The following is a 20,497-nucleotide window of genomic DNA, read 5'->3' on the forward strand; positions in this document are numbered from 1 at the left end:
CATGGCCCATGTACACAAGAATCGAAAGCAGCTGCTGACCCGGGTACGCCGTATCGGCGGCCAGGTGGCGGCGTTGGAACAGGCGCTGGACAAGCCCGAGGGCGAGGCGGGCGACTGCGTGGACGTGCTGGTGCAGGTCGCCGCGGTGCGCGGTGCCGCACACAGCCTGCTGATGGAGCTGCTGCACGAGCACCTGCAGGAGCACGTGGTGGGCGCCGAAGACCCGCAGCAGCGGGCCGCCGAAGCCGAAGTGCTGGTGGAGCTGCTGCGCCGCTACGGCAAATAGGCCGTGGGGGGGGGTAGAGTCGACTGTTAGTCGACTATCGCGCGAAGCGCGGGGTTCTATGCAGCCCGAGCGAAGAGCAGTCGACTAACAGTCGACTCTACCCTGCGTGCCGGTGCCGCGCGTTCCAGATATGCGTTGCGGCCAGCAGCAGGCTGCCGGTAACGGTCATCGGCGTTTCCCAGTCATGCGAGGGAAGGGCCAGCGCGCCGGCCAGCAACAGCCCCAGACCGGCACCGGCGGTGGCCCAGGCCAGTGCAGGCAGCGGATGACGTCGCTCGGCCCGCCACAGCGCATAGCCGGTCAGCGGCAGGGCGATGGCCACGAACAGCAGGTGCACCCATTCGGCTTCGGCCCAGGTGCCGAACAGCGGCAACGCGGCGGCGAGCAGAGGCAGTGCCAGGCAATGGAGCAGGCACAGGCTGGACAGGGCGACCGCACCGGCATCGAGCAGGGCGGCGGAAGGCGACTTCATCGGGGGAGGTTCCTTGCACAACAGATGTTATACAGTAACATTTCCGTTCCGCAGCCAACCCGCTCCGACATGAACACTGTTTCCCGCGCCGACCGTCGCCTTCCGGTCACCGTGCTGTCCGGCTTCCTCGGGGCCGGCAAAACCACCCTGCTCAACCAGATCCTGCGCAACCGTGAGGGCCTGCGCGTGGCGGTCATCGTCAACGACATGAGCGAGGTCAACATCGACGCACAGCTGGTGCGCGAAGGCGGCGCCGAACTGCGCCGCACCGAAGAGACGCTGGTGGAATTCAGCAACGGCTGCATCTGCTGCACGCTGCGCGATGACCTGCTGCAGGAAGTGCGGCGCCTCGCCGATGCGGGTCGCTATGACTACCTGCTGATCGAATCGACCGGCATCGGCGAACCGATGCCGGTGGCCGCCACCTTTGCTGTGCGCGACGAGCATGGCTTCAGCCTGAGTGACATTGCGCGCCTGGACACGATGGTGACCGTGGTCGATGGCAGCGCCTTCCTTGCCGACTTCGGTTCGACGCTGCGCCTGGCCGAGCGTGGCCAGCAGGCCGGCCCGGAGGATGATCGCGGGGTGGTTGACCTGCTGTGCGAGCAGGTCGAGTTCGCCGACGTGATCGTGGTCAGCAAGGTGGACCAGGTGGACGACGAGGTGCTGCAGGACACGCTGGCCGTGCTGCGCGGGTTGAACCGCGACGCCAGGCTGCTGCTGTCCAGCTTCGGTGATGTGCCGCTGGCGGAGCTGCTGGATACCGGTCGCTTCGATATGGAGCGTGCACAACGTGCGCCGGGCTGGGTGAAGGAACTGCGTGGTGAGCACACGCCGGAAACGGAGGAGTACGGGATCGGCAGCTTTGTCTATCGCTCGCGGCGGCCGTTCCATCCCGGGCGCTTCGCGCGCGCGCTGCAGTCGGGCATGCCCGGCGTGATCCGCAGCAAGGGCTGGTTCTGGCTGGCCAACCGCATGGACTGGGTGGGCGAACTGAACACGGTGGGCGCAGCGACGCGCACGCAGGCGGCGGGCTTCTGGTACGCCGCGCGCGATCGCGTGCGTGCGGGCATCGAGGACACCACACCACTGCTGCCACCCACGCCCCTGCCCTACAGCGATCTTGGCTGGGCCCGGCAGCAGGCCGATTGCTGGAGCGCGCCGTTGCCGGGCCTGGAGGAGTTTCCGGATTCGGCCGCGCACGCGGCGATGCAGCGGCTGTGGCATCCCTTGTGGGGCGATCGTCGCCAGGAACTGGTGGTGATTGGCGTGCACATGGATGAGCGCGCGGTGCGTGCGGAGCTGGATGCCTGCCTGCTCAATGACCAGGAACTGCGTGCGGGGCCGCTGCTGTGGCAGCAGCTGCCGCAGTCGTTCCCGGTGTGGAAGCGTTGATCGAACGGCTCCACTGGATCCACGCCATGCGTGGATGGCGGTTCAACCGGTCTTTGCCCGCCTTGTAGAGCCGAGCCCACGCTCGGCTGGCGGATCATTCCATCCACGCATGGCGTGGCTGTACTGCAACTGCAGCCGAGCATCGGCTCGGCTCTACAGAATCGAATCCACGCATGGCGTGGATCTACAGCGTCTCGCGCCACTGCCAACCGTCTGCGGTGACGTGCAGCACCTGTGTCGGTCGCAACGCCTGCAGCAGATGCCGGTCGTGGCTGACCATCATCAGTGCACCCGGCCAGGCCGCAAGCAGTTCCTCCAACGCCTGCAATGCACTCAGATCCAGCGCATTACCGGGTTCGTCCAGCAGCAACAGCTGTGGGGCGGGATCGGCATACAGGACGCTGGCCAGCGCACCCTTTACGCGCTCGCCATCGCTGAGGCCATGGGCTGCCCGCTGGATGCGTTGTGCGTCCAGCCCGAGCAGGGCAAGCCGCGTGCGCAGTTCGCCCACATCGGTGCCCGGGTTTGCCGCCTGCACCGTCTCCAGGATGCTGTGCCCGCCAGACAATCCCAACAGCTGCTGGTCAAGCAGTGCCAATGGCGCATGCCGTTGCACGGTGCCACTGCGCGCGGGCAGGTGCCCTGCCAGCACACGCAGCAGGGTGGATTTTCCAGCACCGTTGTCACCGACCACAGCGATGCGCTGCCCGCGTCGGATCTCGAGCTGCAATGGAGCGCTGCACCCATGCGGAAGCACCAGCGACTCCGCTTGCAGCAGGCGTGAACTGCCGCGTTCGCCTTCACCGGCAAACAGTGCCAGTTCCGGCGCCGCGTGAACCGCTGATGCCGCTGCGCGCAGCTGGCCGGCGCTGGCCAGCAGGCGCTCGGCCTGGATCTGCTGCGATCGACCCTGGCTGGCCTCGGCGCGCTGCTTCTGCCGGCCCAGCAGGATCGGTGCCTGGTTGGCCTGCTTCGCATCGCGGTTGCCGCGTGCCTGGCGTTGCTGCTGCCGTTCGTGCTGCTCACGCGCGCTGCGCTGCTGCTGGCGGTGCTGGGCGCGCGCATGGTCGAGTTGGGCGGCGGCAGCTTCGCGTTCGGCGGCACGCGCGTCGGCGTAGTGCTGCCACGGCCCGCCATAGCGGTGCAGTCCCCGTGCGTCCAGTTCGACGATCTGCTGCATGTGCCCAAGCAGTTCGCGATCATGGCTGATCGCCAGCAGGCCGCCGCGCCATTGCTGCAGCTGTTCGTACAGCTGCTGTCGATGCCGCACGTCGAGATGGTTGCTGGGTTCGTCCAGGATGAGCCAGTCGGCGTCGCTGGCCCAGGCACCGGACAGCGCTACCTGCATCGCCTGGCCACCGCTGAGGCGTGCGGCGGGCTGGTCGGGATCGAGATCACCGGGCAGGCGCAATGCCTGCCATTGCTGTTGCAGGCGATCACGCAGATCCCAGTGGTCACCGACGCAGGCGAAGTCGGCCTCATCCACGCTGCCCGCTTCGATGCGCGTCAGCGCGGCCAGTGCCTTGCCGACGCCGGCGAGCTCGCCCACGGTGCCGGACGGTGGATAGCCGGGCGTGGGCAACAGGAATACGCGGCCGCTGCCGCGTACCTGGCCGCTGTCGGGTGACAGGCGGCCGGCCAACAGGCGTGCCAGCACGCTCTTGCCGGCGCCGTTGGCACCGACCAGGCCGGTGGCGACCGGATCGAAGGAAAACGAAAGGTCGGAAAACAGCGGGCGGCCGTCGGCCAGCCGATACGACACGCGATCGAGCGTGAGGGAATGTGTGGTCATGCGACCTCCATGGATGCCGGGTTCTCCCCTGCGCGCAGGGGCGGGAAGAGTCAGGCCGTCTGTTGGGAAGACGGCGGCATCAATGGCGCATTGGTCGCGAGCCTCTGGGAGGAATGAGCGGCCAGTATAGCGGCAGTGGCTGAATGGTCGGGTGCGCGGCCGCCGGGCATGGCCCGGCGCTACCAATGATCGGGCGGTTCTGTAGAGCCGAGCCGATGCTCGGCTTCCTTTCGCCGCGAGAAGCATCCACGCATGGCGTGGATCTACCGCGACGTGGCGTATGCCGTGGAGCTTTCGGGCCTACGGCACGGTTTCCAGGCGTTCGCTGACGAAATCGATGAACACCCGCAGCTTCGGCAACACGTGGCGGCCGGAAGGCCACAACAGATGGAAGATGCCGCAGGAATGCACATGCTCGTCCAGCACGGTGACCAGGCGACCGTCGGCCAGCGCGTCGCGCACCGAGTGCACCGGCACGAAGGCCAGGCCGATATCGCGAAGCGCCAGTGCCACCCGCGCTTCGATGGTGTTGGCCACCATGTGCACCGGCAGTTCCTGTGGTGTTTCATGGTCGGGCCAGTGGATTGGCCACAGTTCCAGCTTGCCGGTGCTGGGGAAGCGGTAGTGCAGCAGGGTGTGCTGCATCAGCTCCGCTGGCGTGCGTGGAATGCCGCGGCGCTGCAGATAGGCGGGGGAGGCGACGATGCGGCGCGGGAACACGCCCAGCCGCCGTGCGTTCATGCGCGAGTCGCTGGGCTCACCGACGCGCAGCACCGCATCGAAACCTTCCTCGATGACGTCGACCAGCCGATCGCTGAAATCCAGGTCGAGGCGGATGTCGGGATACGCCGCCATGAATTCGGCCATCAACGGCAGGGTGAGGTCGCCAACCAGGGGCAGGCTGATGCGCAGCGTGCCCTTGGGTGAGGCGTGTGGCTGCGCCAGTTCGGTGCGGGCAGCGTCGCGCTCGTCGAGGATGCGCCGGCAGCGCGCCAGGAACAGCTGGCCCTCGGCGGTGAGGGTGATGCTGCGCGTGCTGCGATGGAACAGGCGCACGCCCAGTGCGTGCTCCAGCCGCGCCACGCACTTGCCCGCTGCCGAGGCGGATATGCCCTGCAGGCGCCCGGTCTCGACAAAGCTGCGGGTGTCGGCGGCATGCACGAAGGTCTGCAGGTTGGCGAGGTTGTCCAGGACTGACATGGGCGTGCGGGCGGTGAAAGCGGCAGGGTAGGTCGGCGCGACCGCGGCGGGCGGCTCCGCCATCGCAACACTGTGGTGCGGGGGGAGTGGGGACCGTTGCGGCCTTGCAGTTCCGGCCATCATGCCGATTGCGGACTGCACGGTCCATGATGCCCGGAGCGGCAACCGGCTTTTTGCACGGACGCCCGCTGCCTAACGTGGCGGCCTCTCCCCCATGGATCACCGCGATGAATGCCGCTCCTTCCTTCGAACCTGCGCCGACACTGCCTTCGGTGCAGCGGCTGCTGCAGCAGGTCCACCCGCAGCGCCTGGTCGGTGCGGTGGTGCTGGTGCGCGAGCACGGCGTGCTGCGCCATGCCAGCGCCACGGGCCTGGCGGATCGCGAGTGGGCCACGCCGATGCAGCGCGACCAGCTGTTCCGGCTGGCCTCGGTGAGCAAGCCGCTGCTGACCACGGTGATCCTGCGCCTAGTGGCCGAGGGCGTGCTCGACCTCGATGCACCGGTGCAGCGCTGGTTGCCGGACTTCCGCCCGGCGCTGGCCGATGGCAGCACGCCGCCGATCAGCCTGCGCCAGCTTCTCAGCCACAGCAGTGGGCTGGGCTACCGCTTCCTCGAAGCCGACGCGGATGGCCCCTATGCGCGCGCGGGTGTCAGCGACGGCATGGATGCCAACCCGTTGACCCTGGCCGAGAACGTGCGCCGCATCGCGCAGGCGCCACTGCTGTTCGCACCGGGCAGCCAGTGGATGTATTCGCTGGGCGTGGACGTGGCCGGCGCAGTGGCGGAAGCGGCAACCGGTGAAACGCTGCAGGCCTTGTTCGCCCGCTTGCTGGCTGCGCCCCTGGGCCTGCGCGATACCGCTTTCGCCACCCACGATGCGGCGCGGCTGGCCACGCCGTATGTCACCGACACACCGCAGCCGCACCGCCTGCGCCAAGGCGAGGTGGTCGCCCCGTTCGAGGGCACGGTGGGCATCGAGTACAGCCTCGCCCGCGCGACCGATGCCAGCCGGTTCCCTTCGGCCGGCGCGGGCCTGGTGGGTAGCGCCGATGAGGTGATGGTGGTGCTGGAAGCGTTGCGCGACGGGCAGCGCTCCGGCGTGTTGCCGCCCCAGCTGGTGGCGGAGATGGCGACCCCGCAGGTGGGCGAGCAGGGGCCGCCGGAACCGCCCGGCTGGGGCTTCGGCCTTGGCTTTGCGGTGCTGCGCGATGCTGCCGCCAGCGGTACGCCGCAGAACGCAGGTACATGGCGGTGGGGCGGTGCCTACGGCCACAGCTGGTTTGTCGATCCTGCGCGTGGCCTGAGCGTGGTGGCGCTGACCAACACGCTGTACGAAGGCATGGACGGCGCCTTTGTCGATGAACTGCGCGATGCGGTGTATGCCGACCTGGGGACTGCGCGATGAGCGGCCATGCCATCGATGCGGCCAGCCCGGCCGGTGAAGCCACGCGTCTGCCATGGGCCGGCCTGCTGGCACTGGCCGGCGGCGGCTTCATCACCCTGCTGACCGAGACCTTGCCGGCCGGTGTATTGCGGCCGATGGGCGACAGCCTGGGCGTGAGCGATGCGGCGGTGGGGCAGCTGGTGAGCGTGTATGCGCTGGGCTCGGTGATGGCCGCATTGCCGATGACCGCGCTGACCCAGCGCCTGCCACGACGCCCGCTGTTGCTGGCGGCGATTGCTGGCTTCGTGGTGGTCAATACGCTGACCGCGTTGAGCAGCAGCTATGCGCTGATCCTCGCCGCACGTTTCCTGGCGGGCGTGAGCGGCGGGCTGCTGTGGTCGCTGGTGGCCGGCTATGCCGCACGCATGGTGGTGCCTTCGCTGCAGGGCCGGGCGATTGCGGTGGCAATGGTCGGATCGCCGTTGGCGCTGTCGCTGGGCGTACCGGCGGGCACGCTGCTGGGCCAGCAGATCGGCTGGCGCTGGGCGTTCGCATTGATGAGCGTGCTGGGCGTGGGGCTGCTGGCGTATGCGCGTTGGGCGCTGCCAGCCTTGCCTGCTGCGGGTGCCGGCAAGCGCACATCGCTGGGCGCGGTCTGGCGCATGCCCGGCGTGCGCAGTGCACTGCTGGTGATGGTGCTGTACGTACTCGCACACAACGTGCTCTACACCTACATCGAACCGCTGGCAGTGGAGGCGGGGGCGGGCCCGTGGCTGGACCGCCTGCTGCTGGCCTTCGGCCTGGCGGCGATTGCCGGCATCGGTATTGCCGGCTGGGGCGTGGACCGCCACCTGCGCACGCTGGTGTGGGCGGCGGTGATCGGCTTCATCCTGCCGGTGCTGGCGCTGCTGCTGTGGCCGGGCAACGCGACCGCGCTGCTGCTGGCAACGATCCTGTGGGGCGTGGCCTTCGGCGCGGTGCCGACCCTGTTCCAGACCGCACTCGCCCGCCGTGCCGGTGCCGCCGCGGATCTGGCGCAATCGATGCTGGTGACCGGCTGGAACCTGGCCATTGCTGCGGGAGGTGTGGCGGGTGGTGTGCTGCTGCAGACCGGTGGGCCCACCCAGTTGGGATGGTTGCCGTTGCTGCTGCTGGCGGTGACCGCTGCATGGTTGCTGGCACGGCCGAAGGCGTGGGTGTAGGCCGCGATCATCGGTGATGTGGTGCCGGCCAACCGCCGGCACTACCGTGGTTCACGCCATCCACGCATGGCGTGGATCTACCGAGCGCAGCGACCCGCGTTTGCTTCTGCTTTTGCTTTCTTCTGTTGATTCCGTGGTGGCACGCCGCCGCAATGTGTCCGTGGCCGGGTGGGTGGGTTGCGCAGGGGCGTGAGCCGCATGGATGCGGCGATCGAGCTTACATGGACGTACTTGCAGCGCCCCCTGCGCGACCCATCCACCCGGCCCCACCTGATGGATCCACCGGGCGCGACCCACCACGAGGGGCTCTGCCGTTCGCCGTCCTACTCCACTCCCTCACGCTCGATCGGCACGCTCCGCGGGTTCTGCATGTCCTCCCGCGCGGCGCCATAGCGCTGCTGCCGCTTGTGATGGAACGCCACGAACTCATCACGTGGCAGTGGCCGCGAGAACAGCCAGCCCTGTCCGAATTCCACCTTGCGGCTGTGCAGATAGGCCAGCTGTGCTTCGGTCTCCACGCCCTCGGCCACCACCCACAGCCCCAGTTCCTTGGCCATGTCGATGATGTGCGGGGTCACCGGGCTGGTCGCACTCTCGGTGCCGATCGCATCGATGAACGACTTGTCGATCTTCAGCGCATCCAGCGGCAGCTGCTCCAGGTACTGCAGGCTGGAAAAGCCCACACCGAAATCATCGATGGCCACGCTGTGGCCCGCGCGGCGTGCCTGCGCCAGCATCGTGCGTGCGCGGTCCAGATCGAGGAAGCCGCGCTCGGTGGCTTCCATCCAGATCTGCTGCGGCAGGATGCCGCTGCCGGCCATGTGCTTGGAGATCATCTTCAAGGCGCGGCCGCTGCTGATGTCCTCGGCGGCAAGATTGATCGCGATGTGCGCGCTGCGATCAGCCACCAGCAGCTCGCGCATGTCGCGTACCACGTTCTCGATCACCAGGTCGGTGACGTCGGCGATCATGCCGGCCTCTTCGGCCAGCGGAATGAACAGGTCCGGACGCACCTGGGTGCCATCCGGGCGCTGCCATCGGATCAACGCCTCGGCGCCGACGCAGATGCCGGTATCCAGTTCGATGATCGGCTGGTAGTGCAGGTACAGCTCGCGGCGCCGGATCGCGGTGGCCAGTTCGCCGCGCAGCGACAGGCGGCGACGTGACAGCCAGATCACCAGGCCGGCACCGGCGGTGGCCAGCAGGACGCCCAGCGGCACGAACAGCCACGCCTGCTGGCGGAAGGTCGCAGCCAAAGCGGTACGTGGCGTGGTTGCGATCGCCAGCCACTCCTCGTTGCGGGCGGTGGCGTACAGCGTGTTCTGGTCCAGGCCTTCGCCCGGGGCTCGCAGCAGCGCTTCCAGCAGCGCCGGGTCCATGCCCTCCTGCCTGGCCAGCAGGCGGCCGTCCGGGCTGGCCAGGGCCAGGCGCACGTGCGGGTCGACGATGACGTCGACGAAGCGGCGCGGATCGACCAGCACATCGTAGTTGCCGTACAGGATGGCCAGCATCTGCCGCCGGCCACTGGTTTCGGGCCGGACATCCACCGCAATCCCCGCACCGTCACTGGTGACATGGTCGGCCTTGGGCTGGTTCACGTCGGATGGGAACGGCCCCCACGACGTGCAACGCAGCTTGCCGCCCTCGAAATAGCCCATCTGGTCGACCGACGACGTGGTCATCACCAGAGTCTGCATGCGCCGGATGTGGTCCGGCCCGCACGGGTCGTAGGCGCCGGCCTCGGCGGACTTCAACGCGGCCAGCGCTTCCAGGTAGGACTGGTCGGAGCGTCGCAGGGTGCGGCCGGCGATGTCGCGCAGGCGCTGCTGCTCGACACTGACCGCACGGTCCCAGGTGGCATAGGCCATCACTGCGATCGGCACAGCCGCGGCCAGCAGCGCCAGTGCGGTGCCGCCAATGATCACGCGCAGCCGGCTCATGGCCGGGGCTCCAGCAGGGCGGGCAGGGCAGGGTGCATGGACTGGGCCGATCCTTGGGCAGGTGCGGCTATCTGAGCATGGCGCCGGGCCGGGAGGAATGGGCTCGACCCGGCATTTCGTCACATTGTGATGAAAGCGGCCAAGTTTGACGGGATCAGCCCATCCGGTGCTGGCGCTCCGACGCGCGGAGGACTACCGTCGAACGCTTCGCCCGCCCCTTTCCCGCGCCCATGACCGAGCCCGCCACGCCCCCCGAGCACCTGCGCCGCAGCCTGTCCAACCGCCACCTGCAACTGATCGCCATCGGTGGTGCCATCGGCACCGGCCTGTTCATGGGCTCGGGCAAGACCATCAGCCTGGCGGGCCCATCCATCGTCTTCGTCTACCTGATCATCGGCGCGATGCTGTTCTTCGTGATGCGCGCGATGGGCGAGCTGCTGCTGTCCAACCTGAACTACAAATCCTTCATCGACTTCTCCACCGACCTGCTCGGCCCCTGGGCCGGCTTTTTCTGCGGATGGACGTACTGGTTCTGCTGGATCGTCACCGCCATCGCCGACGTGATCGCGATTGCCGCCTACGCGCAGTTCTGGTTCCCCGGGCTTGAGGCCTGGAAGCCGGCGCTGGCGTGCGTGATGCTGCTGCTGTCGTTGAACCTGGTGACGGTGAAGCTGTTCGGCGAAATGGAATTCTGGTTTGCGCTGATCAAGATCGTGGCGATCTGCGCGCTGATCATCACCGGTGCCGGGCTGGTGGCGTGGGGTTTCACCTCGCCCAGTGGCCACACCGCGGCGCTGTCGAACCTGTGGAATGACGGTGGCATGTTCCCGATGGGGCTGGTCGGCTTCTTCGCTGGCTTCCAGATTGCGGTGTTCGCCTTCGTCGGCATCGAGCTGGTCGGCACCACCGCCGCCGAAACCGCCGACCCCGAGCGCAACCTGCCCAAGGCGATCAACTCGATCCCGGTGCGCATCATCATCTTCTACGTGCTGGCGCTGATCGCGATCATGGCGGTCACCCCGTGGCGCCAGGTGGTGCCGGACAAGAGCCCGTTCGTGCAGTTGTTCGTACTGGCCGGCATTCCCGCCGCCGCCAGCCTGATCAACTTCGTGGTGCTGACCTCGGCCACTTCGTCTGCCAACAGCGGCATCTTCTCCACCAGCCGCATGCTGTATGGCCTGGCCGAAGAGGGCCACGCACCGCGTGGGCTGTCGCGGTTGTCACGCGCGGCGGTGCCGGCCCGCGGCCTGCTGTTCTCCTGCCTGTGCCTGCTGGGCGGCACGTTGCTGATCTACCTGATTCCGAACCTGGTGACGGCCTTCACCCTGGTGACCACGCTGGCCACCGTGCTCTTCATTTTTGTCTGGTCGCTGATCCTGGTGGCCTACATGGTCTACCGCCGCCGCTACCCGGAGCGCCACGCCGCCTCCATCTTCAAGATGCCTGGCGGCGTCGCCATGTGCTGGGCCTGCCTGGTGTTCTTCGCCGGCGTACTGGTGCTGCTGAGCCTGCAGGGCGACACCCGTCAGGCGCTGATCGCCAGCCCGGCGTGGTTCGTGCTGCTGGGTGTGGGGTACTGGGTGCGACGCAGAACGGCGAAATGACCGGGGATGCGGAGGGGGCGGCAATTCCGGAAATCGCGAACGTTGGAGATCGGGAACGTCGGAAATCGGAACTTCGGAAATCGGAACTTCGGAACGTCGGAACGTCGGAACGTCGGTAGAGTCGACTGTTAGTCGACTGCTCTCCCATGGGCCACCGCAAAACCCCGCGCGGCGCGCGATAGTCGACTAACAGTCGACTCTACCGGTGCAGCTACCGGTGCCAGTTCCAGTTCCGTTGCGGGTCCCGGTACCCGCCCTATCCCCATTCACTTGGCGTTAGCGGGCGCGGCCGGATCATCCGGCCGCCATGTTTACCCGCCCTGCCGCCATCGCACTGTTGCTGCTGTCCAGCCTATGGCCGGGGCTGGCCGCCGCGCGCACCGTCTACCGCTGCGTGCAGGGCAACACCGTCAGCCTGGCCACTGCTCCGGAACCCGGTTCACGTTGCACCCCGAAGGAAATCGACGACAACGCCATCCAGGCCCCGAACCTGTGGGGCAACATGGGTGTGTTCAGTGGTGTGCTGTACGAGCGCGAGCAGGATGGCGTGCTGGTCTATTCCACCCGCAACCTGCCCGGTTCGCGGGTGTTCCTGAAGTTCACCGTGGCCACGCCGCCGGGTGAGCCCGCCCACGAGGGCCTTGGCAAGGTCGGCAAGCCGCAGCTGGCCCAGCATGCCAAGCAGTTCAAGGCCGCCGCCAAGGCCACCGGCGTCGACGACGCCTGGCTGCGTGCAATTGCCCATGCCGAGAGCAATTTCGATGCGCTGGCGGTCTCGAGCAAAGGCGCGAAGGGCGTGATGCAGCTGATGCCCGAGACCGCGCAGGAATTCGGTGTGCGCGATCCTTTCTCGCCGCAGCAGTCGATCGATGGTGGCGCGCGCTACATGCGCGCGCTGCTGCGCCGCTACAACGGTGACAGGCCGCTGGCGGCGGCGGCCTACAACGCCGGTATCGGTGCGGTCACCCGCTACAAGGGCGTGCCGCCGTATGCCGAAACCCTGGCCTATGTGGACAAGGTGATGGCGCTGTACGCACGCTACCGCGAAGCGATGGGCATCCGCACCGAGGTGCCCGCGCGCTAGGCAGGCGGTGCTGTGCGCGCGGTTGCGGAGGGTGTTGTAGAGCCGAGCCCATGCTCGGCTGCTGTCAGCGCAGCCGAGCATGGGCTCGGCTCTACAGGAAATGCGCTCAGCGCGAAGTGGAGGAGCTGACCAGTTCGTAGCGCTCGATGCGGCCAAGACGGGCAACCTCGGCCTGCACATCGGCGCGTTGCTTGAGCGCACGCCAGGCTGCATCGATCTTCACGTCGCCCGGCAATGACGGATAGGTGCGCATGTCCTGCAGGCTGGCCAGCGTCTCGCCACGGTCGGTGGGGGAGCGCAGCTGTTCGATCAGCACTGCGGCTGCGCCGTCCAGGTTGCCTTCGTCCAGCAGCATCTCGCGATGGAACAGGCGCGCGTCGTCGCGCTGGGCGAGGATCACCGAGCGTGCGGCTTCCATTGCCTGGGCATCGCCGCGTTCGCGGGCGGCAGCGAACTGCACCAGGGCTTGTGCGGCTTTGCCGTAGGCGCCGAGACCGGGGAGGTCCTTCACGGCCTGCGCTGCATCCTGCATACGTCCCAGCGAGGTGAACACGAAGCCGACATTCAGCCGGTGCTCGATGTCGTCCGGGCCGAGTGCGCCGATGCGGGCCGCCTGTTGCGCCGCCGCCAGGGCATCGTCGGTGCGGCCCAGCCGGCGCAATGCGGTGAACCGGCTGTTGAGCAGCCACGCCACCCACTCGGCTTCCTCCGCCGACGGCGATTCACCTTCGGCGGCCGCACGGGCCATGCCGTCGGTCAGTGCCAGCACTTCTTCATTGCGGTTCAGCATCAGCAGCGTGACGCTGAACTGGGCCATGCGCGCGTCCAGCTTGCGATCAAGCAGGCCGGACACCCGCAGGTCGTCCAGGTGCTTCTGCGCGACCTGTACCGGGTCGAAGCGCGGATCGGCACGGTCGACATAACGGTCGAAGCGCTTGTCGCTGCGCAGCTGGATGATCTCGGCGGGGCTGTCGATGCGGGCCAGCGTGGCCGGGATCGCATCGCCGCGACCGTTCTCGGCCTGCAGCGTGGCCAGTGCCAGCCACAGTCCGGCCGGCTCCAGGCCATTGCGCTTCCAGCCGTTGTCGAACAGCGCCTGCAGCAGGTCCATGCGCTGCCGTGGCTGATCGCGCAGGCGGTACTGCAGGTAGCCGATTGCCTGGTGATCGAGTGGCACGGGCCCGTCGGCATGTTTCAGCGCCTGCACCAGATAGCGGGTGGCCGCCGCAGGCTGGTTCTCGGACAGCTCCACCGACATCACGGTGAGCAGGATCTGCGTATCGTCGGGCAACGCTTCCATCGCCCGCTGCAGATAACGGCGGGCCTGGGCTGGCTTCTTCTGCATCAGTGCGGTCCAGCCGGCCACCTGCGAGGCACGGCCCCGTCGCTCGGCGTCGAAGTCATCCAGCAGCGGATCCTCCATCAGCCGTTCCATGGCAATCAGCGCCCCCAGCGTGTTGCCGCTGCGCGACTGCTGGATCGCCTCATCCCAGCGCGTGGCGTAGGCCATGTGTACCGCGTCGCTGGTGACCGAGGGCTTCTGGGGTGCCACCGTGATCGAGGCGGACACGGGCGTGCTGGCCAGCGTGGCGATCAGCAGGGCGGCGAGGGGGAGCGTGCGGGGCATGGAGGATCTCCATCCGTGGGAACCGCATTGAACCTGCTGTGGCCAACGAGAACAAGCGCGGTGCATGGAACTCTGGTATCCGGTCGCACGATTGGCCGTGGCGCATCCCGTGCGCAGCGTCTATTGTCGGTACCTCTTCACACAGCAGCAGGTAGCGCAGCGCGATGGCACGGTGGCAATGGATGGCGGCAGGCGTGGCGTTGGCAACGGCAGTGGCATTGGCGGCGACCTGGTGGGAGGCACCGCTGCACACGCTGGCTGAACCCGCAGGCCCCGCGCCCACGCCCCTGGCCTGGACTGCGCAGATCGAGCCGCTTGCCGGCGATGGTCATCCGGGTGACCGCGACGGTGCCGCCGCGCAGGCCCGCTTCGCCGACCCGTATTCATTGCTGCGCGGCGCCGATGGCAGCATCTACTTCACCGATGCCGGCGACAACAACCGGATCCGCCGCCGCCTGCCCGATGGCCGCGTCGAAACCGTAGCCGGGCAGGGCGAGGGACGCGTTGATGGCCCGGCGTTGCAGGCCAGCTTCAATACGCCTTCGGGCATCGCGACCGATGCGCAGGGCAACCTGTACGTGGCCGACACCGGCAACCATGCGATCCGCCGCATCGGCACCGATGGCCAGGTCAGCACGCTGGCCGGTGGTGAACGGGGCCATGCCGATGGAGCGGCCGCGCAGGCGCGCTTCGATGCACCGATGGGCATCGCAGTGGACGCGCAGGGCCAGGTCTACGTGGCCGACACCTACAACGACCGTATCCGGGTGATCGGTACCGACGGCACGGTGCGCACCCTGGCCGGTGGTGAGCGCCCGGGAATGGCCGATGGCGTGGGCGCCGCGGCGCGCTTCGATACGCCGGTGGCACTGGCCTTCGACGCGCAGGGCGCGTTGCTGGTGGCCGACCTGTTCAACAACGCGGTGCGCCGCGTCGGTGCCGATGGCACGGTCAGCACCGTGGTGGGTGGTGGTGGCGTGATCAATGGGCCGCTGTCGTTGGCCACCACCCACGATGGCGTGCTGTACGTGGGCGACATGGATGGCCGCATCGTGCAGGTGACGCCGCAGGGCCACCAGATCGCACTGGTCGGCAACGGTCGACTGCCACGCCTGGCCCGCCCCAGTGGCCTGGCGATGGACGCCGACGGCAGCGTGCTGGTGGCCGACGCGACGGCCTATCGCCTGCACCGCCTGCGCCCGCTACCGGTGGGGGAACTGCCCGCACCGGCGCTGGTCGGCCCGGCCGCCGATGCCGCGTTGCCCGATACCGGCGGGCGCTGGCCGCTTGCCCCGCAGGATGGCTGGCACGAGGTGGTCGGCACGCTCGGCGAAGTGCGCGGCAACTTCAAGGGCGAGAGTCGCCATCACCTGCACGGGGGCTTCGACGTGCGCGGTGATGTGGGCCAGACCGTGCTGGCGATCGCCGATGGCAAGATCAGCAGCCCGATGGCGGCCTGGAGTCTGGGTGAACAGGCCGAGGGCCTGGCGGTGGACCGCCTCAAGTACATCCACATGCGGGTGGGGCGCACCCCGCGCAATGAACCGTTCGATGCGCGCTGGCAGGCGCTGTACGACGAGCAGGGCAGGCTGGAGCGGATGCGCGTGCGTCGTGGCATGCGCATCCACGTTGGTGACCGCCTGGGCAGCATCAACAACCAGGCGCACGTGCACCTGGCCGTCGGCACCGGTGGTTTCGAGACCAACGCCGTGGCACTGGGCTTCCACAACTATGCCGACCACTTCGCACCGCGCATCACCGATGTGGCGCTGCTGGACGACAACGACCAGCCAATGGCCGCAGGCAGCGATGGCGTGGTGATGGTGGCGCGCCAGGGACGCGGCGTGCAGATCGTGGTGGAGGCCTGGGACCAGGTCGACAACAACCTGCCACGACGCCGCCTGGGCATGTACCAGGTGGGCTACCAGATCCTCGATGCGGGCGGTCAACCGCTGCAGGGCTACGAGCAGCCGCGCTGGAACATCGTGTTCAACCGCATGCCGCCGCAGCGGGAGGCCGTGCGCGTGGCCTACGCGCCGGACAGCGGCATCACCGTGCATGGCAGCGCGGTGACCCGTTTCCGCTACCTGGCGACCAACACCGTGCGCGATGGCCTGATGGAAACCGGCCGCTGGCAGCCGGCAGCGCTCCCGCCGGGCGAGTACGTCGTGCGTGCCAGCGTGCGCGATTACAGCGGCAACGAAGGCATCGGCCCGCGCGAGATCAGGGTACGGCTGCTGCCATAGCCGCGGCCGGGGCGCCGCAGCGTTCCCGCTCGGCGTCCATGTCTTCCAGCGGCCGCACTTCGATGCTGCCGAAGCGTGCCCACGGGAAGTCGCGGGCGATGCGCATGGCTTCGTCGCGGTCGCGGGCAACGATCAGGTTGAAGCCGGCCAGCAGTTCACGGGTTTCGGCGAACGGGCCATCCAGTACGCGACTGTGGCCCTCGCGCACGCGCAGGGTCTGCGCGGTGTCGACCGGCTGCAGTTTCTGTGCGGCCAGCAGCGTGCCCTCAGCCTGCAGTTTGTCGGCGTGGGCGAGGCAGTCGCGCATCAGCGCATTGAATTCTTCGATGGGCAGCGCCTGCAGCAGGGCAGGCTCGATGTAGATCAGAAGCAGGTACTGCTGCATGGCACGGTCCTGGCGGGGCGGGGTGCCCATGATGGCGCAGGTCTGCGCGTAGGCATGTTGCAGCGCGGGAGGCGCGCCTTCGGCGGGGATCGGCGAACGGCGGAGCCCCTCCGTGGTGGGGTTGGGTTGGTTGCTGAAAGCTGGCTTTCTGGCGATTGGCCGGGTGGGGAGGCAGGGCAGGGGGCGCTGCAAGTACGTCCATGTAAGCTCGGTCGCCGCATCCATGCGGCTCACGCCCCTGCCCTGCCTCCCCACCCGGCCTTGGACAGATCTCTGCGGCTGACCCACCACGGGAAATCACAAGCAAGAGCAAAAGCGGGTCGCTTCGCTCACAAAGCCGAGGCCGCCAGCCATCCGCCGTTGCTGTTGCCGTTGCTTTTGCTTTTGCTTTTGCCTTTTTTCTTGATCTTCCCGTGGTGGGTACCGCAGGCAGGAAACTGTCCAGGGCCGGGTGGGTAGGCGGGGCGGGGGTGTCCGCGGCATGGATGCCGCGGCCAAGCCCCCAGGGATGGGTTTACGGCGTCCCCCGACCCGTCTACCCACCCGGCCAAACCCATGAACCCAGCTTTCAGCGACCAACCCAACCCCACCACGGAGGGGCTCCGCCGTTCGCCGACCCCCGCCGAAGGCACGCTTTCCTCGGAAGAAATAATTTTCATAAGACGTGTCGATTCCCGTGACCCTGGTTCGTTGTACCCAGTGAAGGGCACGCACCACGCGTCCCCACGGGAGACTGCAATGAAAGTAATGGTGATCGTGAAGGCCAACGCCGACTCCGAAGCCGGCCGCATGCCCAGCGAACAGGAACTGTCCGAAATGGGCGCCTTCAACGAACAACTCGTGGCCGCCGGCATCATGCTGGCCGGTGAAGGCCTGCACGCCACCCAGCGCGGTCGCCGCATTCATTTCGGCAGCGGCGCACCCAGGGTCGAGGCTGGCCCGTTCGGCCCCGCCAGCGAGCAGATCGCCGGATTCTGGCTGTGGGACGTGCGCTCGCTGGAGGAGGCCGTCGAGTGGGCCAGCCGCGCGCCGTTCGGTAGCGGGGGCACGCTGGAACTGCGCCCCCTGATCACCGCCGAAGACTTCGGTGAAGCCTTCACCCCCGACTTACAGCAGCAGGAACAGCGTCTGCGTGCACAGCTGGAAGGTTGATCCGATCCATTTCCCCGCCGGGCATGGCCCGGCGCTGCCGCCCTGAAACCCTCAACGGAGTAGTGCCATGAAACTGATTCCCTTCCTCGGCTTCAGCGGCCAGGCCCACGATGCGATGGCGTTCTACGCCAAGGCACTCGGTGGCCAGGTCACGTCGGAAATGAAGTACCGCGACATGCCGCCCTCCGATGGCTCGCCGGGCTGCAACGAGATGCCGCCGGAAACCCTCGACCACGTCGCACACAGCCAGCTGGAGATCGGCAACACCATCCTGATGGCCGCCGATGGCCCCGGCGGTGGCGAGGGTGGCTCGACCACCATCAATGTCGATGTCGACAGCATCGAGGAAGCCGAGCGCGTGTTCGCCGCGCTGGCCGAGGGTGGCCAGGTGCAGATGCCGATCGCCGAAACGTTCTGGGCGCACCGCTGGGGCATGTTGATCGATCGCTACGGCAAGCCGTGGATGGTCAACTGCATGAAGCAGCCCTGATTGCCCTTTCCTTCATCCACGAGGAGCTTTACCGATGAGTGCGCCGCAACCGCAGATGATCTTCGTCAACCTGCCCGTGCAGGATCTCAACGCATCCAAGGCCTTCTTCGCCGCGCTGGGCTACAGCTTCAACCCGACCTTCACCAACGACGATGCGGCCTGCATGGTCATCAGCGAGAGCATCTTCGTGATGCTGCTGACCCAGCCGTTCTTCAGGCAGTTCACCAACAAGGCGATTGCCGATGCGCACAGCCACACCGAGGTGATCACCTGCCTGTCGGCGGACAGCCGCAAGGCGGTGGACGTGATGGTGGACAAGGCACTGGCAGCCGGTGCCAGCGAACCGCAGCCAGCGCGTGACTACGGCTTCATGTACCAGCGCGGCTTCCAGGATCTGGATGGCCATCTCTGGGAAATCGCACACATGGACGGCGAGCCGGGCTGACGGTCGCCGCAGGGAGAACCCTCATGGCTTACGTGGATGCTTACGTTCTGCCGTGCCCGCAGGACAAGGTGGCGGCTTACCGCCGCCTTGCCCGCAAGGCCGGCGCGGTGTGGAAGGACCATGGCGCGCTGCAGTACATGGAGTGCGTGGCCGACGACGTGGAACCAGGCAAGAGCACGTCGTTCCCGCGCGCGGTGAAGGCCAGGCCCGGTGAAACGGTGATCGTCGCCTTCGTGGTGTTCCGCTCGCGCGCGGCACGCGACCGCATCAACGCGAAGGTGATGGCCGACCCACGGTTGGCGTCGCTGGGCCCGAAGGACATGCCGTTCGATACCAGGCGCATGTTCTGGGGTGGCTTCAAGCCGATTGTGGAAGCGTGAGTTGCGGCGCTTGTGCGGGCCGGGCGTGCGTGCTGTGATCGGCGCATGCTCGATCCCGCACTGACACAGCGTCTGGAAACCCTCTGGCGGATGGAGTCGCCGGTGTTGATCGCGCGCCTGGCGCGGCTGCTCGGAGGCGATGTCGGCCGTGCCGAGGAGCTGGCCCAGGACACCTGGCTGGCCGCGCTGGAGCGCTGGCCGGAGCAGGGCATCCCGGACAATCCCGGAGCCTGGCTGATGACCACTGCGCGCAACCGTGCCATCGATGTGCTGCGCCAGCACCAGCGTGTGGCGCAGCAGCACGCGCAATGGGGGGAGGAACTGCATCCGGCCCCCCTGCCAGCGCCGGATGACAGCCAGGCGCTGGAAGATGACCTGGGTGATGACCTGCTGCGCCTGATGTTCGTGGCCTGCCACCCGGTGCTGCCTGCCGATGCGCGGGTGGCACTGACCCTGCGCCTGCTCGGTGGCCTGACCACCACCGAGATCGCGCGTGGTTTCCTGCAGCCCGAGCCGACCATCGCCCAGCGCATCGTGCGCGCCAAGCGCACGCTGGTGCAGAAGCAGGTGCCCTATGAAGTGCCGCGCGCGGAGGCGATGCCCGAGCGGCTGGCGTCGGTGCTGGAGGCGATCTACCTGGTCTTCAATGAAGGCTATGCGGCCAGCGCCGGCGATGACTGGATGCGACCGGCGTTGTGCGAGGAAGCGCTGCGGCTGGCGCGCATCCTGGCACATCGGCTGCCGGTACCGCCGGTTCTGGGCCTGCTGGCGCTGATGGAACTACAGGCATCGCGCGCTGCGGCACGGACCGACGCGCAGGGCGCGCCGGTGTTGCTGGACCAGCAGAACCGAGCCCGCTGGGACTGGCTGCAGATCGAGCGTGGGCAGCAGGTGCTGGCCCGCGCGCTGGCGGCCGGTGGCGGCGACGACCCCTATGTGCTGCAGGCGCGCATTGCCGCCTGCCATGCGGCTGCGCGTCGGGCTGAAGCCACCGACTGGCCGCGTATCGCTTCGCTCTATACCCGGTTGCTGCAGGTGATGCCTTCGCCGGTTGTCGCATTGAACCGGATCGTGGCGGTGCTGCGCAGCGAGGGCGCGTTCGCTGCATGGGCACAACTGCAGCCGCTGCTGGTTGATGCACGCCTGCGCGACTACGCCCCTCTGCAGGTAGTCCGCGGGGAGGTACTACAGGCGCTGGGGCGTGACCTCGACGCACGTCACGCTTTTGCCGAAGCCGCCAGACTCAGCCAGAACCAGGCGGAGCGGGGCCTGCTGCGGCAACGGGCCGGACTGCCGCCCCAGGAGTGACTGCGACGAACGCAGCACTTGTCGGCAGGCGCGTGAGCGGCTATGTTTCGCGCCCAGTGGGCGCATGAGCGTCCGCGTTCCGTGCGTATTGACCGAGGAGCGGT

18 protein-coding genes are annotated in these 20,497 nt (G+C 67.8%); 12 read left to right on the top strand and 6 right to left on the bottom strand.

The window, feature by feature from the left end; all coding sequences use genetic code 11:
* Position 1 precedes the first annotated feature (1 nt).
* Complete coding sequence (locus AC5P88_RS00470) at positions 2 to 286, top strand: metal-sensing transcriptional repressor (protein WP_495224009.1); 285 nt, start codon at positions 2 to 4, stop codon at positions 284 to 286.
* Positions 287 to 383: 97 nt separating this feature from the next.
* Here AC5P88_RS00470 and AC5P88_RS00475 read toward each other — a convergent pair whose 3' ends face one another.
* A complete protein-coding gene (locus AC5P88_RS00475) occupies positions 384 to 758 on the bottom strand; it encodes a MerC domain-containing protein (protein WP_108270577.1) in 375 nt (124 codons plus the stop codon).
* 69 nt (positions 759 to 827) lie between these two features.
* Here AC5P88_RS00475 and AC5P88_RS00480 point away from each other — a divergent pair, with 69 nt between their 5' ends.
* The gene (locus AC5P88_RS00480) at positions 828 to 2,153 is read left to right on the top strand and encodes a GTP-binding protein (protein ID WP_111113736.1); all 1,326 of its coding nucleotides are present in this window, start codon (positions 828 to 830) and stop codon (positions 2,151 to 2,153) included.
* Positions 2,154 to 2,337: 184 nt separating this feature from the next.
* On the opposite strand, the gene AC5P88_RS00485 is transcribed toward AC5P88_RS00480, so the two are convergent.
* Together AC5P88_RS00485 and AC5P88_RS00490 are read right to left on the bottom strand one after the other, a co-directional pair.
* Entirely contained in the window at positions 2,338 to 3,945 is a 1,608-nt protein-coding gene (locus AC5P88_RS00485; RefSeq protein WP_286074837.1) for an ATP-binding cassette domain-containing protein, read from the bottom strand.
* A 300-nt stretch (positions 3,946 to 4,245) separates the two neighbouring features.
* Positions 4,246 to 5,145, bottom strand: a complete 900-nt coding sequence (locus tag AC5P88_RS00490) for a LysR family transcriptional regulator (RefSeq protein WP_495224011.1) — start codon at positions 5,143 to 5,145, stop codon at positions 4,246 to 4,248.
* A 227-nt stretch (positions 5,146 to 5,372) separates the two neighbouring features.
* On the opposite strand from AC5P88_RS00490, the gene AC5P88_RS00495 reads away from it, so the two are divergent.
* Positions 5,373 to 6,551, top strand: a complete 1,179-nt coding sequence (locus AC5P88_RS00495) for a serine hydrolase domain-containing protein (protein ID WP_495224013.1) — start codon at positions 5,373 to 5,375, stop codon at positions 6,549 to 6,551.
* Complete coding sequence (locus tag AC5P88_RS00500; protein WP_495224015.1) at positions 6,548 to 7,732, top strand: MFS transporter; 1,185 nt, start codon at positions 6,548 to 6,550, stop codon at positions 7,730 to 7,732. The genes AC5P88_RS00495 and AC5P88_RS00500 overlap by 4 nt, the downstream gene beginning before the upstream one ends.
* Positions 7,733 to 8,055: 323 nt before the next feature.
* Here AC5P88_RS00500 and AC5P88_RS00505 read toward each other — a convergent pair whose 3' ends face one another.
* Complete coding sequence (locus AC5P88_RS00505; protein ID WP_111111666.1) at positions 8,056 to 9,672, bottom strand: EAL domain-containing protein; 1,617 nt, start codon at positions 9,670 to 9,672, stop codon at positions 8,056 to 8,058.
* A gap of 230 nt (positions 9,673 to 9,902) precedes the next feature.
* On the opposite strand from AC5P88_RS00505, the gene cycA reads away from it, so the two are divergent.
* Both cycA and AC5P88_RS00515 read left to right on the top strand, forming a co-directional pair.
* Entirely contained in the window at positions 9,903 to 11,276 is a 1,374-nt protein-coding gene (gene cycA, locus AC5P88_RS00510) for a D-serine/D-alanine/glycine transporter (protein WP_099552541.1), read from the top strand.
* 307 nt (positions 11,277 to 11,583) lie between these two features.
* Positions 11,584 to 12,360 (top strand): lytic transglycosylase domain-containing protein, encoded by a 777-nt coding sequence (locus AC5P88_RS00515; protein WP_495224016.1) that lies wholly within the window; start codon positions 11,584 to 11,586, stop codon positions 12,358 to 12,360.
* 106 nt (positions 12,361 to 12,466) lie between these two features.
* Here the strand turns inward: AC5P88_RS00515 and AC5P88_RS00520 are convergent, their stop codons facing one another.
* Complete coding sequence (locus AC5P88_RS00520; protein ID WP_495224017.1) at positions 12,467 to 13,987, bottom strand: tetratricopeptide repeat protein; 1,521 nt, start codon at positions 13,985 to 13,987, stop codon at positions 12,467 to 12,469.
* A gap of 164 nt (positions 13,988 to 14,151) precedes the next feature.
* Between AC5P88_RS00520 and AC5P88_RS00525 the strand changes: the two genes are divergently transcribed.
* Complete coding sequence (locus tag AC5P88_RS00525; protein WP_495224018.1) at positions 14,152 to 16,233, top strand: NHL repeat-containing protein; 2,082 nt, start codon at positions 14,152 to 14,154, stop codon at positions 16,231 to 16,233.
* On the opposite strand, the gene AC5P88_RS00530 is transcribed toward AC5P88_RS00525, so the two are convergent.
* A complete protein-coding gene (locus AC5P88_RS00530; protein ID WP_106551254.1) occupies positions 16,211 to 16,618 on the bottom strand; it encodes a YciI family protein in 408 nt (135 codons plus the stop codon). The genes AC5P88_RS00525 and AC5P88_RS00530 overlap by 23 nt on opposite strands.
* 738 nt (positions 16,619 to 17,356) lie before the next feature.
* Here AC5P88_RS00530 and AC5P88_RS00535 point away from each other — a divergent pair.
* The 5 genes from AC5P88_RS00535 (at position 17,357) to AC5P88_RS00555 (ending at position 20,393) form a co-directional block, all read left to right on the top strand.
* Positions 17,357 to 17,770, top strand: a complete 414-nt coding sequence (locus AC5P88_RS00535) for a YciI family protein (RefSeq protein ID WP_043403334.1) — start codon at positions 17,357 to 17,359, stop codon at positions 17,768 to 17,770.
* A 67-nt stretch (positions 17,771 to 17,837) separates the two neighbouring features.
* Positions 17,838 to 18,260 carry a VOC family protein gene (locus AC5P88_RS00540; RefSeq protein WP_495224020.1) on the top strand — a complete coding sequence of 141 codons (423 nt, stop codon included), beginning with the start codon at positions 17,838 to 17,840 and terminating at the stop codon, positions 18,258 to 18,260.
* Between the two features lie 34 nt (positions 18,261 to 18,294).
* Positions 18,295 to 18,705 carry a VOC family protein gene (locus AC5P88_RS00545; protein ID WP_106551249.1) on the top strand — a complete coding sequence of 137 codons (411 nt, stop codon included), beginning with the start codon at positions 18,295 to 18,297 and terminating at the stop codon, positions 18,703 to 18,705.
* Between the two features lie 23 nt (positions 18,706 to 18,728).
* Positions 18,729 to 19,085 (top strand): DUF1428 domain-containing protein, encoded by a 357-nt coding sequence (locus AC5P88_RS00550; protein WP_106551250.1) that lies wholly within the window; start codon positions 18,729 to 18,731, stop codon positions 19,083 to 19,085.
* Between the two features lie 45 nt (positions 19,086 to 19,130).
* Positions 19,131 to 20,393, top strand: a complete 1,263-nt coding sequence (locus AC5P88_RS00555; protein WP_495224021.1) for an RNA polymerase sigma factor — start codon at positions 19,131 to 19,133, stop codon at positions 20,391 to 20,393.
* Positions 20,394 to 20,497: the final 104 nt, after the last annotated feature.

It is taken from the genome of Stenotrophomonas sp. YJH_SMC_8 (genome assembly GCF_059371315.1).